We start from the raw sequence: 13,166 nt of genomic DNA on the forward strand, positions 1-13,166 counted from the left end.
TGGCAAGTGCTCTCTACCAGCGTCTGAACCGACCCGCCGGCAGACAACCCACCCGATTCAGCATAGCATCGGCACCGTGGACCACTAGGGCGCGTCCCGGAGCGGGCGATTTCATTTTGATAGATGTGTGCAGATAGATGTGTGCAAGGAGCTCAGGTGGATAATCACGATCTTCCCGAAACCACGGCTCGGGAGCGTAACGAGCAGCGCATTTTCGAGGCTGCGGAAACCATCTTCGCCCGGCACGGTTATCGTGGCGCCAGCATCCAGGCGATCGCGGCGGCGGCCGGCATTCCCAAGTCGAACGTTCTCTATTACGTCGGCAGCAAGCGACGGCTCTACGTCACGCTGCTGGAACGCACGATGTGGCGGTGGAACGAGATGTTGAGCGATATCGATGTCGATGATTCCCCGGCAGAAGTGCTCGAGTCCTTCATTCGCAGCAAGATGCGGCTGAGTCAGACCCATCCCCAGAGTTCACGGCTTTTCGCCAACGAGATACTTCAGGGGGCGCCGTTTCTGAAGGAATCGCTCTTCGACGAGATGCGGGAATGGATGGACGCACGCACCCGGGTTTTCCGTCAGTGGGCGGAGCGCGGTCTGATGGATCCGGTGGATCCCGTCTGGCTGATATTCCTGATCTGGTCGGCGACCCAGCATTACGCGGACTTCGAAACCCAGATCGTCGGCATCACGCCTCGCGACGAGCTTGGAGAAGAGGACTTCCAGTCGGCCAGCGACTTCCTCTGTCAGGTCATCATCAAGGGGTGCGGGGCGCGTTAACGGGACCGTTGATCGGTATTGGCGAGAGGCGACGACTATCGATACGGGAAGGAAGATAGAATGAAAAATGATGGGGTAGAAACGCGAAGACCATAATCACTGATTCAAACTCGGATGCGAGTCCCTTCGCGCTCGACTTCCTGTCGAGTCTCAACCTTGAGGGCCGGCAACGTCCTGTTGCACTGCTGTCGATCCCTGAACGCGCTCCTTGCGAGTGCGTATCATCCGTGAAGGTGCCTCCTTGCCGCAGCGGCATCCTGCCGTTGCCAGTGTAGCCGACTCGGGATCGACAAAGCGAACCGGAAATCCGCTAAAAACCGTTAATTTACAAAGTGATACGCCTGCTTGTTAGTTCGCTAGCTAGCTTTCTTCAAGTCATTGTTTTGTAGACTATAATTGGGAGTCGAACGCGACGCTTCGGATCAGCGCGACGATGGAATCGCCCACTTCGAGTTGCATTTCGTCACAAGCCTGGCGAGTGAGTCGGGCGCGAAGCCGCTGGCGGCCGAAAATCAGCCGAACTTCGTTGGCGCTGGGCTCTTGCGGCGATGGCTCAATCGCCTCGATGGTAGTGTCGAGACCATTGCGATAGCTGGTGCCCCGGGGCATGGCGTGTGCCAGGGCCACATCACGGACGCCGACGCTGAGACGTATCGACGTGCCGGGAGGCTGGTCGACCGCGGGGATGCGTAGCGTCTGGCCGTCATCGAGTGTGACCCGTGTCAGCGAATAGCGGTGATCGTGATCGACGACTTTGGCGCTCAGCCGCGTGGTGGCATCGAAGCCGCCCAGCCGATCGGTGAGGTCGAGCCGCATCATCAGCTCGTCCAATGGTCCATGAGCTGCCAGCCGTCCCTGTTCGATCAGCGCGAGATGGTCGGCGATCGCGACGATTTCCGCAGTGTCGTGGCTGACGTAGACCACGGGGATGTCGATCTCCCGGGTCAGCCGCACGAGATAACGCAACAGTTCCTGCTTGCGCTCGCCATCCAGCCCGGTCAGGGGCTCGTCCATCAGCAACATTCGTGGCTGAGTCAGCAGGGCGCGACCGATGGCGACGCGACGGGCCTCGCCGCCGGACAGCGTCCCCGGCAAACGTTCCAGAAGCGGTTCGATACCCAGCAGCGTCACGAGATCGTCGAAGCGCGAGCGAGCGGCCGGCGGCATGCCATAGGTCAGGTTGCCGCGAACGCGGTAGTGCGGAAATAGCCGCGCTTCCTGAAACACAATGCCCAGCTGGCGTCGATGAATCGGTACATGAATCTTCTGCTGGATATCGCTCAGCGTACGCTCGCCGAGCCGGACGTATCCGTCATCCGGGCGGTCGAGACCGGCAATCAATCGCAACAGACTGGTCTTGCCGCTGCCGGACTGGCCGAACAGCGCGGTCACTCCGCTGGCGGGTACTGCGAGCGAGACATCCAGATCGAAATCTCCCAAGCGCTTGTAAACGCGGCAGGCCAGGGCGTTGCTGTCGCTCGCACCGTAGGCGTGATGATGCGAAACATCGTTCATCGATCACGCTCCTCGAGACGCTGCCGTGCCCGGCGAGCCAGCCATTCCGAGGCCATCAGCGAGAGCATGGCGATCACGATCGACAGCACGCACAGGCGCGCCGCGGCGGCTTCCTTGCCGGGAGTCTGGATCAACGTGTAGAGCGCCAACGGCAGGGTGCGCGTTTCACCGGGAATGTTCGAGGCAAAGGTGATGGGGGCGCCGAATTCCGACAGCGCCCGGGCGAACGCCAGCACCGTCCCGGTCAACAGTCCCGGTATCGCCAGTGGCAGCGTGATCGTGAACAGTACGCGCCAGCGATTGGCGCCCAGCGTCCCGGCGGCCGCTTCCAGTTTGGGGTCGACCGCTTCGAGCGAGAGCCGCACGGCGCGAACCAGCAGCGGAAACGCCATCACGCCGCCGGCAATCGCGGCGCCCTGCCAGGTAAAGGGCAGCGACAGGCCGAAGCCTTGATAGAGCCACTGGCCCAGCCAGCCGTTGCGTCCCAACGATAGCAGCAGCAGATAGCCCACCACGACCGGCGGCAGCACCAGCGGCAGATGAAGCAGACCGTCGAGCAGGGCCTTGCCACGAAACTTGTGGCGCGCCAGTAGCCAGGCGACGGCGATGCCGGGAAGCACAATCCAGCCGACCGCACTGCCGGCGATCTTCAGGCTTAGGGTAATGGCCTGCCATTCGGCATCGGAGAGCGCTATCGACTCGAATAACATCAGGATTGTGACTCAGTCGGCGTTCGCAGGGGTGAACCCGTAGCGGGAAAAGATCGAGAGCGCATCATCGCCGGTCAACCATTGCCGAAACGCTTGGGTCGCATCGCTCGGCTGCGGGTCGACCACGGCGAGGGGATAGGTGATCGGATCGTGACTGTCGTCGGGGAAAACGCCGACCTCCTTGACTCTGTCACTGGCTTTGGCGTCGGTTTCGTAGACGATACCCAGCGGCGCTTCGCTACGTTCGACCAGCGCCATGGCAGCGCGCACATTGTCGCCGTTGGCGAGGCGCGATTCCAGCGCGTTCCATTCGCCGATCGACTGCAGCGCCTCCTTGGCGTAGATGCCGGCCGGCACATGACTGGTCTCGCCCACCGAGAGGCGTTGGCCGTCTTCGAGCTGCGACGCGATCGGGGTGTCGCCGCCGGGAGTGAATGTCTGGATATCGCTTTGCGCAGGCGCGATCAACACCAGCCGGTTTCGGAGCAGGTCTACGCGCTCGCCGAGCGTTACGTGCTGGTCGTCGAGCCAGTCCATCCACTGTTCATTGGCGGAGATATAGATGTCGGCCGGCGCGCCGCTGGCGATCTGGCGCGCCAGCGTCGACGACGACGCGTAGACCGGGACGATATCGACGTCATGATCGGCTTCATAAGCGTCAATTGCGTCGTCCATGGCATTGGTCATCGAAGCCGCGGCGTAGACCTGGACCTGTGCTCCAGAATCGCCGGCATGGGCCGCAACCGGGAGGAAAAAGAGTGCTGCCAGCCAGTGGCGCTGAATTCGATGGGCCGGAGAGGTCATGGATTTCTCGCTATGTCTGAATGGAAATAACGGGAAGTCACTATAGACGCAGGCGATACATTGGTCGACAGAAAAACCGAGGGCTGGTTATCAGTCGGCGCCGTTTTCTTCGGCCGGAGGCCGGGGGGAGAGATGATTAAGCAGCGCTTCGCCGTGGCGATTGCAGGCCAGATCGGCCATTAGCCGGTGGTACTCCTCGATGAGCGCGTGGCCATGAGCGGTCAGCGTGGCGCCACCGCGCTGGGTACCGCCGGTGACGGTATCGATCACCGGCGCAGCGAGATGGCGATTCATGGTCTCGAGAAGCTGCCAGGCCTTCTTGTAGCTCAATCCCATTTCCCGGCACGCCGCGGCGATCGAGCCATGCCGCCCGATCGCCTCCAGCAGCTCGACCTTGCCGGGGCCGATCACGATCTCCTTGTCGACAACCAGACGAAGTTGAAATCGCGGCGACGGGTGGTGCGTTCGGGTCATGGCGGCATCATGGTGGTGGCGAGGTTCTCATTTTAACACGGGCTCGTTTTAACACAGACGCTCGCCTTGGGCCCATGGTTCACGCCGTCTGCGCGACTTCGCGGTAGGTGCCGAATCGCCAGCGCAGCCAGTCCACGATCACGAACAACGCCAGGCTGGCTCCCATTACCGGCAGCGCGTAGCCGCAGGCCAGCGCGATGAGAATGGTGCAGATCTGGGACCGTCGTCCCATGCGCCGGAAGAGCGCGGTCAGCGTCTGCGTGTCGCGGGAAGCCGTGGCTCGCCGACGCCACCACATCACGTAGCCCCAGCAGATCAGTGTCGCGAGGCTCGCAGCGAAGGCGACCAGCACCAACTGATTGGCCAGTCCGAACAGTACCCCCATGTGCAGATCGATCCCCCACCGGGTCAGCTTGGCGGCCAGCGGGAAGGTGGCAAAGTCGGTTCGATCGGTAACGGCAAAGGTCTGCGGGTCCAGTGCGACCTGATCGACCTGGGTCGGCCATTCCCGGCCGATCTCGCGAATCTGCCAGGCCTTCTGCGGCGAATCCGGCGGCACGATCTCGATCTTGTCGGCATCGATGCCGGCGGCTCTGGCTGCATGCAGGGCTTGGTCGAAGTCGTCCAGCGACCGTGCCGTTTCGTCGGTCATGTCCATCCCGGCGTGTTGCTTCGCGGCATGATGGGCGGCGTGAGGATCGGCGTTTTGCGCCGAGCCGGAATGCCCGGCCAGATCGGTGGAGACGCTGGGCGTGCCCCAGCCCCAGGCATGGCGCAGCTGCGCGATGTTGCCGCCGGCCCACTGAGACCAGGTCAATCCCGTGGCGGAGAAGAACAGCAGCCCGATCAGCGCGAAGGCCCCCAGGGTGGCATGACGCTGGCGCAAGCGCTGCGGTCCGTTCGCCCGCCGCACGGCGCGTCGTCTCTGCCACCACAAAAAGCCGCCACCCAGCGCGGCGATCCACAGCCAGGAGGCCGCCAGCTCGCTGTAGAGACGGCCGACATCGCCCAGCAGCAGGCTACGATGGAACTGATCGATGGTGGTGCGCAGCGGTAACACCCCGCTGGTCCCGTAGACCGGCATGTCGCCTCGGATCTCCAGCGTCACCGGGTCGACGAACAGCGCGCGATGTCCCGAAGCACCGTAGTCATCGCCGCCGAACATCACCCGTGTCGTCATCCCCGCTTCTGGTGCGGGCCGAACGGCCGCGGGCGGGGAAGCGATGTCAACGGCTTGCTGCGCGGCCTCGATCTGGCGTGACAGTGGCTGCGCTTCGCCGCTGCTCTGCGTAGTCAGGGCGTCGTGATAGAGCCAGTTCTCGAGTTGCGGGGTCAGCGCGTAGGCAATGCCGGAGAGCGCGGCTACCAGCAGGAAAGGGCCGATGAAAAGGCCGACGTAAAAATGAAGGCGCATGATCAGTGCGACCCATGCGGAAGACGTGCGGCGATCGGCCGCCGGGGGAGCGGTGTCCATGGTGGAACTCCAAGCCTGAGCCAGTATGCAGCGCCAGGATGCCGAAGCATCGAGCGCGTACGGAACGTCGCCGGCCATGCATCCCACGAAACTGCAATCTCGAAGAATGCAGTCTCGGGGAATCCGGTCGCGAAGATTTCTATCTCGCGAGACGGCAGGCAGCGGCGATGAGAGACGAGTGGATTCAGGCTCGGGGCGGTGCTCGCGAGGCGTAGCGGGGGTAGACCGGTGCAGTGGACGGCGACGTTTCGATCGCCAGCAGTGGGCGAGCCGCTGGCGGCGGCGTCACCGGGGGCATCACTCGAGGTGGTTCGATCCCCGGGGCATGCAGGAAGAGCTCACAATAGCCGCACGCGGCCATGTCGAAGTGGTGGACGAACTGGGCATCACCGACTGCCCGGGGATGATCGTGGCCGTGAGACCCGGCATCGCCCTGGTGGGCCATCTCGGTCATGCCGCCGGTCGGCATCTCCATCAACCGCTGCATCTGGCTGATCAACGGCCCGGTGAACGCCATCAGCATGGCGAACAGCGCAAGCGCGGTCAGCGGGCGGTACCAGCGGTGCCAGAAATGCGTCATATCCGTTCCAGGACGCCATCGTCAGTCCGCGACTCTACCCGTTGGCGGTTTTGTCGCCAATCCTGTCTGGCCGGGTGTGGGGTTATGTCGCACCCCAGGTCGCACCCGACGTCACGCTCAAAGTGAAGTCCTGTCGGGCCGACACGGTCTCGACTTTCGCTCGCTCGTGCTCGAGCAGCCAGCGCTTTCTGTCGACGCCGCCGGCGTAACCGGTCAGCTTGCCGTTGCTGCCAATGACCCGGTGGCAGGGCACGATCAACGACAGCGGATTGCGTCCGTTCGCGGCACCGACTGCCCGAACCGCGAGCGGCGCATCGACGGCGACGGCGATGTCGCGATAACTCCGCGTGTGGCCGAAAGGAATGGCTTGAAGCGCCTGCCAAACGCGAGTCTGGAACTCGGTGCCACGTGGTGCGAGAGGCAGATCGAAGGCGGTCAGCTCACCTCGGAAATACGCTTCGAGCTGCTCTGCGCAGCGCTCGGTAATGGCGTTGGGGTGCTCGGTGATATCGCTGCTTGCCGAAAATGCCAGCCAGGTCAGGCCGCGATCGGTTGCGCGTATCACGATGGGACCGAGCGGGATCGACGCCGGCGGATGATAGATCTGGACGTAGTCTTCATGGCGGGCCGGAAGGCGTGGATCATCGAGGGGCGAGAAGCGTTTCATAGGATCTGATTCCACAGTTGCAGGGTGAGATAGCTGCGCCAGGGCGAGGCGGCAGCGGTGTCGATCGGCGACGGCACTGATGCATCCATGGCGGCGAGTGCGCGGCGCACGCCGACATCGCCGTCCAGCCAGACATCCGGATCGCCGTTGCCGCGAAAGGCGACCACGTTGGCCGTCCAGGGCCCGATGCCCTTGAGCGAGAGCCAATGATGAGGATCATCCCCGATCTCCCCGCTGGCGTAGGCAGTTGCCAACCGGCGAACGGTGTCGCGGCGACTGCCGGGCAACTTGAGAAAACTCAGATCGCTGGCGGCAATGGTCTCGGCGGTGGGAAAGCGTCGGTGGCCATGGCCGTCGACTTCACCCAACCGATCGACCAATTGCTGGATCAGCCGGTTGGCGGCGGCGATCGAAATCTGCTGCCCCAGGACGGCGCGGATACCGGCCTCGAACACGTGCCATGCGCCCGGCAGACGCAGGCCCTCGGCCAGTGCCATCCCGGGGACCGACTGCCGCAGATGATCTTCGATGGTGCGGGTGTCGGCATCCAGATCTAGCATGCGGCGGATCTGGCGAACGATTGCGTTGAGATCGCCTAGCTCGCTGAGCTCTAGCGTCACGTCGAACTGATGGTGCTCGGGATCGTGCACGGCCTCGAAGTGACCGGTCGTCGTGCCGTAGCGGATCGTGCGGCCGAACGAGCCTTTGCCTACCCATTCCAGACCTTCGATGAGATGAAGCGCGTAGAAATGGCGTAGCCGTTCCCACTCATAAGGCGGGCGGTAGGCCAGTTTCAGGTTGAGTGCGGCACCGGGTTGGCTACGACGGCGTCGGATAGCGGAAGGCGTCAGCGACATCTGGCGTTTGAAGGCGTCGTTGAAGCGGCGCAGGCTGGCGAACCCGCTGGCATGGGCGATATCGGCTACCGGCAGGGTCGTTTCGTGAAGCAGTTTCTTGGCGAACAGACACTGGCGGTAGAGGGAGTAGGCCTTGGGCGATACGCCGAAACGCTGTTGAAAAAGCTGGCGCAGATAGCGCTCACCGATCCCCAGCCTCTCGCAGAGCGTGGTGATATTGCCGCTCTGCAGCGCGCCGTCGTCGATCAGGCGTGTGGCTCGCGTCAGCGTGGTTCTGGTGCCCATCCAGGCGGGAGAATCCGGGGCGCTGTCCGGTCGGCAGCGTAGACACGGCCTGAAACCTGCGCTGGACGCTGCCACCGCCGACTCGAAGTAGCGCACGTGGCGTTCCTGTGGGAGCGTCGCCGGGCAGATGGGACGACAGAAGATCCCGGTGCTGCTGACGGCAATGAAGAATTGACCGTCGAAGCGGGCGTCGCGGGCCAGGCGTGCACTTCGGCACTGTCGTGGATCGAGCATGGCGTGCGTCCTGATCATCGTCTCGAAGCCATTGTAACGCCTGACCACGGATTGGCTGGCCGGATCCGGCACTCAATGATACTCCCATCCGCGAAGCGAATTCGCTAAGCTGGCGGGACGTGGAAAGTTGTATTTTATGGGCCGAAATGAGGAAACTCGATGAAATCCGTATCGGTAGGCGGGCTATCCGTAGCCAATGATTCGCCGTTTACTCTGTTCGGCGGTGTCAACGTGCTCGAGGATCTGGACAGCACGTTGAAGGCCTGCGAAGCCTTCGTCGAAGTGACGCGAAAACTCGGCATTCCCTTTGTCTTCAAGGCCTCTTTCGACAAGGCCAATCGGTCCTCGATTCACTCCTTCCGGGGTGTCGGGCTCGATGAAGGGATGAAGATATTCGAGGCGGTCAAGCGCGAATTCGACGTGCCGGTGATCACCGACGTGCACGAGATAGAACAGGCACAGGCGGTCGCCGATGTCGCGGACGTGATTCAGTTACCGGCGTTCCTGGCGCGCCAGACCGATCTGGTGGTTGCCATGGCCAGGACGGGCAAGCCGATCAATATCAAGAAGCCGCAGTTCTTGAGCCCGGGCCAGGTCAAGAACATCGTCGCCAAGTGCGCCGAAGCCGGTAACGAGCAGGTGATCCTGTGCGAGCGCGGCAGCTGCTTCGGTTACGACAATCTCGTCGTCGATATGCTGGGTTTCCGGGAAATGATGGACGTTAGCGGCAACGCGCCGGTGATCTTCGACGTGACGCATAGCCTTCAGCGCCGCGATCCGACCAGTGAAGCGTCGGGCGGTCGACGTCGGCAGGTTCTGGAACTCGCGCGTGCCGGAATGGCCGTGGGCATCGCCGGGCTTTTCCTGGAGGCGCATCCCGACCCCGACAATGCGCGTTGCGATGGCCCCAGTGCATTGCCGCTGGACAAGCTCGAGCCGTTCTTGGCTCAGGTCAAGGCGGTCGATGATCTGATCAAGAGTCTGCCCCCGCTAGAGATCGAGTGATGACAAGCCGAGATCGAGTGATGGCGCGCCCGGATCGTCGTGATCGTGTCGAGCTGGTGCTGTTCGACGTCGATGGGGTGCTGACGGATGGCACGCTGTTGATCGGGCCGGAAGGGGAAGCGCTCAAGCCGTTCAACGTCCGCGACGGCGTCGCAGTCGGCCTGCTGCGCCATCACGGTATCAAGAGCGGTGTACTGTCGGCCAAATCGAGTCGACCCTTGATCACCCGAGCGACACAGCTGGGCATGGACGTGATCAAGATCGGTTTCAGCCACAAGCTCGAGGCCATTCGTCAGATTGCCGAGGAGCAGGGCATTGCTGCGGATCGTATCGCTTTCGCGGGGGACGACATCATCGATATTCCGGTGATGCGGGAAGTCGCCGCGGCCTACGCGCCGGCCGATGCGCATCCTCTGGTTCTCGCCGCCGCCGATCACGTGATGAAAACCAACGGCGGCCGTGGCGTCGCCCGCGAGATCGCCGAGGACCTGCTGCTCGCGCGGGGGCTGGATCTGGCCGACATGTACGCGCACATGCTGGATGACGGTCACGGTCTGCATGGCATTGTTCAGTAGTGCGCGCGGCTGGTGATCAGTAGTGCGAAGCGCTGGCGGTAAGCGGTCGTGAAGCCGTCGTCAGCCGGCGTCGTCTCCTGACGGCGGACTCTCAGAAACCGAAGAGATGAACCATGGCCGGCAGCACGAAGGCCGTGACCAGGCCGGACAAGCCCATTGCCAATCCCGAAAAGGCGCCGGCCACGGCGCCGATGGAGGCGAAGCAGTAGGCCGTGCCGAAGCCATGGGCTGCCAGCCCCATCGAGTAGCCTTGGATGGTGGGATCCGTGATCCGGGTCAGTCGGAAAATCCACGGCCCGACGATGCACCCCACCACGCCGGTCAGCAGCACCAGCCCGGCCGTCAACGAAGGAATCCCTCCGATTTTCTCGGCAATCCCCATCGCAATCGGAGACGTGACCGATTTGGGTGCCAGCGACAGCACCGTTTCGGGCTCGGCCCCCAGAACCATGGCGATGCCGACGGCAGAAATCACTGCGGTCACCACGCCGGCCAGGGTGCCGATAACGATGGGCCATAGCATGCGACGCACGCGTTCGCGATGATCGTAGAGCGGGATGGCCAGTGCAACGGTTGCCGGGCCGAGTAGAAAGTGCAGAAACTGAGCGCCGTCGAAATAAGTGGCGTAGTCCGTGTCGGTCAGAAGCAGGAATCCGATCAACAGGGCGATGGCCACGATGACCGGATGCAGAAGCGGAGTTCCGCCCGCCCAGCGGTTGATCCTGGTGGCCACGATGAAAGCCAGCAGGGTGGCGAATAGATGCAACAGCGGACTGGCGGACAGATAGACCCAGACCTGTGCAAGGCCCAAACCGTTCATGTCTTGCCTTCCCGAGAGGGTTTGGTTCTGCTGGCGATACGCTGCAGAATCTGACTGGTCACCAGAAGGGTCACCGATGTCGATACGATCAGCGTGATGATCAGAATCCCGAATTCCCGGCTGATCAGACCGAAATGCTGGATGAGCCCTACGCCGGCGGGGACGAACAGCAGCGTCAAATACTTGAGTAACCCTTCGCCCGGCGTCCGTAGGCTGGCGGGAACGCTGCCTCGTATCATCAGACCGATCAACAGAATCAGCATGCCCAGAACCGGCCCGGGAACGGGGAGCGCGAGGGCGCGGCTGATGATCTCGCCGAGAAACTGGCAGCCGAGCAGAATGCTCATCCCGATGATCAGTGCCATGGCAGTATCCTTAGACTTTGGTCTTGGCGCTGATGAATTGTACCTGCGGCTCCAGCAGGAGACGAGGCTCGCTGCAAATCATCAAAGCGATAGGGAAGCCGTATCCGGATTGACCGGACGCGGAACCGCATGCCTTCGCAAGCAATTGAAAAAAAAGCCTTAAGAAGCGCTTTTCATTTCTCGGGGTGCAAGGTAGTATACGCAGCGTTTCGCAGGGACCGAACTTCGGCGACTGATCGAAACCGGAGCGTGGCGCAGCTTGGTAGCGCGCTGCAATGGGGTTGCAGAGGTCGCAGGTTCGAATCCTGTCGCTCCGACCAAATATGAAAATGGCCATCAGACATTGTCTGATGGCCATTTTTTTTGTGTCGACTTTTCAGGCGCTTTCGATAGGGATGCTAGGCCGCAGGTCGTGGATCGATCCGAATCATAGCCAGAGCAGTTCGATCAGGCCCATCCCGATCAATGTGACCAGTACCGTGCCCACGATATTCAACAGGAAGCCGGCTCGAATCATCGATTGGATCTTCATGTGTCCGGTGGCGAAGACGATGGCGTTGGGGGGTGTGGCTACCGGCATCATGAATGCACAGCTGGCGGCGATGGCGGCCGGCACGGTAATCAGCAATGGATCGACGCCCAGCGACATGGCCAGTGCGCCGAGCAGCGGCAGGAAGGCAGCGGCCGTTGCCGTGTTGGATGTCAGTTCGGTCAGGAAGATGATCACCAGTACCACGATTCCGATCAGCAACAACAACGGTAGCGCACCAAACACGCTCAGCTGATTGGCGATCCAGTCGGCGAGCCCGGAGCCGCTGATGGTGCTGGCGAGAGCGAGGCCGCCACCGAACAGCAGCAGGATTCCCCAGGGCAGGTCCCTGGCGTCTTCCCACAGCAACAGCGGGCGGTGGCGCTCATTGCCGCTGGGGATCAGGAAAAGTGCGACACCGGCCAGCAGAGCGATAGAGGTATCGGAAAGCCATTCGACGCCCCAGTCGTTGAGTAGCGGACGAGTTACCCAGGCCAGGGCCGCCAGTAGAAAGACGATGCCGACACGGGCTTCGGCCGCGCTGAGCTTGCCCAATTTAGCCAGCTCATCGCCGATGACATTGCCGCTGCCGTCGTCGAGCTTCAACTTGAAGCCGCCGCGGGTTAGCCACCACCAGGCGACAACCATCATCGCGATGCTGACCGGCAGCCCGACGATCATCCATTGCGCGAAACCCAGTTCGATATTCTGTTCGCTCGACAGGTAGCCCGCGAGAATGGCGTTGGGCGGCGTACCGATCAGCGTGGCGATACCCCCGATACTGGCGGAGTAGGCGATGGCCAGCAGCAGGGCGGTAGCGTAGCGTTTGACCTCGCCGGAATCCGCGCTGGCGAACAGGGAAACCACGGACATGCCGATCGGCAGCATCATGATGGCGGTCGCGGTGTTGGAAACCCACATGCTGATGAACCCCGTCGCCAGCATGAAACCGGCAATCTGTTGCTTGGGTTTCTGGCCGACGACGTTGAGAATGCGCAGCGCGATACGGCGATGCAGATTCCAGCGCTGCATGGCGATCCCCAGCAGGAAGCCGCCTAGGAACAGGAATATCGTGGGGTTGGCGTAGCTGGCGGCAGTACCCTTGAGCTCGGCGATGTCGAGCGCGGGCGCCAGCGGAATGGGAAGTAGCGAGGTCGCCGGGATCGGGATGGCCTCGGTCGCCCACCAGGTCGCCAGCAATAGCGCCAGTCCGACGCAGTGCCAGGCGGCGGGTTCCATGCCGGCTGGTGCCGGCAAGACCTGTGTCAGGATAATCCAGATCGGACCGAGAACGAGGCCGATGCGCGCGGCCATCGACGGGGCGCTTGGCGCTTGATCTGTAGCTTCCGCCATCAGGTGAATTCCTTTTCGGGTGGCTTGAGTCCTGTCTATTCTACTTAAGATGTAGGCGCCCTGATGGTGTCGTATCTTAGCCTTTGGTCTAATCGATAAGGCGGCCGCACATTCTCCGATCTGGCGGTGCCTTGCA

14 protein-coding genes and 1 tRNA gene are annotated in these 13,166 nt (G+C 62.4%); 4 read left to right on the plus strand and 11 right to left on the minus strand.

Translation table 11 applies throughout. The features are described from left to right. The first annotated feature begins 156 nt into the window (after positions 1–156). Positions 157–783, plus strand: coding sequence for a TetR family transcriptional regulator C-terminal domain-containing protein (locus BTW08_RS17465; protein WP_246837790.1), 627 nt, complete (start codon positions 157–159; stop codon positions 781–783). A gap of 390 nt (positions 784–1,173) precedes the next feature. Here the strand turns inward: BTW08_RS17465 and modC are convergent, their stop codons facing one another. The 8 genes from modC to BTW08_RS17505 form a co-directional block, all read right to left on the minus strand. Continuing rightward, complete coding sequence (gene modC / locus BTW08_RS17470) at positions 1,174–2,298, minus strand: molybdenum ABC transporter ATP-binding protein (RefSeq protein WP_075563779.1); 1,125 nt, start codon at positions 2,296–2,298, stop codon at positions 1,174–1,176. After that, positions 2,295–3,008 (minus strand): molybdate ABC transporter permease subunit, encoded by a 714-nt coding sequence (modB, locus tag BTW08_RS17475; protein ID WP_075563780.1) that lies wholly within the window; start codon positions 3,006–3,008, stop codon positions 2,295–2,297. Before modB ends, modC begins: the two co-directional genes overlap by 4 nt. 12 nt (positions 3,009–3,020) lie before the next feature. Beyond that, on the minus strand, positions 3,021–3,812 hold the full coding sequence (gene modA / locus BTW08_RS17480) for a molybdate ABC transporter substrate-binding protein (protein WP_075563781.1): 792 nt from the start codon (positions 3,810–3,812) through the stop codon (positions 3,021–3,023). Positions 3,813–3,902: 90 nt separating this feature from the next. Continuing rightward, positions 3,903–4,286 carry a winged helix-turn-helix domain-containing protein gene (locus BTW08_RS17485; RefSeq protein ID WP_075563782.1) on the minus strand — a complete coding sequence of 128 codons (384 nt, stop codon included), beginning with the start codon at positions 4,284–4,286 and terminating at the stop codon, positions 3,903–3,905. Positions 4,287–4,365: 79 nt separating this feature from the next. After that, complete coding sequence (locus BTW08_RS17490) at positions 4,366–5,760, minus strand: PepSY-associated TM helix domain-containing protein (RefSeq protein ID WP_075563783.1); 1,395 nt, start codon at positions 5,758–5,760, stop codon at positions 4,366–4,368. Between the two features lie 184 nt (positions 5,761–5,944). Beyond that, complete coding sequence (locus BTW08_RS17495; RefSeq protein ID WP_075563784.1) at positions 5,945–6,340, minus strand: DUF2946 domain-containing protein; 396 nt, start codon at positions 6,338–6,340, stop codon at positions 5,945–5,947. Positions 6,341–6,422: 82 nt separating this feature from the next. Continuing rightward, positions 6,423–7,007: a methylated-DNA--[protein]-cysteine S-methyltransferase gene (locus BTW08_RS17500; protein ID WP_075563785.1), complete on the minus strand. Its 585-nt coding sequence runs from the start codon at positions 7,005–7,007 to the stop codon at positions 6,423–6,425. Beyond that, positions 7,004–8,383, minus strand: coding sequence for an AlkA N-terminal domain-containing protein (locus BTW08_RS17505; protein WP_075563839.1), 1,380 nt, complete (start codon positions 8,381–8,383; stop codon positions 7,004–7,006). Before BTW08_RS17505 ends, BTW08_RS17500 begins: the two co-directional genes overlap by 4 nt. A gap of 159 nt (positions 8,384–8,542) precedes the next feature. On the opposite strand from BTW08_RS17505, the gene kdsA reads away from it, so the two are divergent. Further along, positions 8,543–9,388 (plus strand): 3-deoxy-8-phosphooctulonate synthase, encoded by an 846-nt coding sequence (gene kdsA, locus BTW08_RS17510; protein WP_075563786.1) that lies wholly within the window; start codon positions 8,543–8,545, stop codon positions 9,386–9,388. Further along, a complete protein-coding gene (locus tag BTW08_RS17515; protein WP_210403272.1) occupies positions 9,388–9,963 on the plus strand; it encodes an HAD hydrolase family protein in 576 nt (191 codons plus the stop codon). Before kdsA ends, BTW08_RS17515 begins: the two co-directional genes overlap by 1 nt. A gap of 91 nt (positions 9,964–10,054) precedes the next feature. Here BTW08_RS17515 and BTW08_RS17520 read toward each other — a convergent pair whose 3' ends face one another. Together BTW08_RS17520 and BTW08_RS17525 are read right to left on the minus strand one after the other, a co-directional pair. Next, positions 10,055–10,783 carry an LrgB family protein gene (locus BTW08_RS17520; RefSeq protein WP_075563788.1) on the minus strand — a complete coding sequence of 243 codons (729 nt, stop codon included), beginning with the start codon at positions 10,781–10,783 and terminating at the stop codon, positions 10,055–10,057. Then, the gene (locus BTW08_RS17525) at positions 10,780–11,148 is read right to left on the minus strand and encodes a CidA/LrgA family protein (RefSeq protein ID WP_075563789.1); all 369 of its coding nucleotides are present in this window, start codon (positions 11,146–11,148) and stop codon (positions 10,780–10,782) included. Before BTW08_RS17525 ends, BTW08_RS17520 begins: the two co-directional genes overlap by 4 nt. Positions 11,149–11,391: 243 nt before the next feature. Between BTW08_RS17525 and BTW08_RS17530 the strand changes: the two genes are divergently transcribed. After that, a tRNA-Pro gene (locus BTW08_RS17530) sits at positions 11,392–11,468 on the plus strand. Positions 11,469–11,575: 107 nt separating this feature from the next. Here the strand turns inward: BTW08_RS17530 and BTW08_RS17535 are convergent. Further along, on the minus strand, positions 11,576–13,030 hold the full coding sequence (locus BTW08_RS17535; protein ID WP_075563790.1) for a DASS family sodium-coupled anion symporter: 1,455 nt from the start codon (positions 13,028–13,030) through the stop codon (positions 11,576–11,578). Positions 13,031–13,166 lie beyond the last annotated feature (136 nt).

It is taken from the genome of Salinicola sp. MH3R3-1 (assembly GCF_001937155.1).
GTDB lineage: Bacteria > Pseudomonadota > Gammaproteobacteria > Pseudomonadales > Halomonadaceae > Salinicola > Salinicola halophyticus.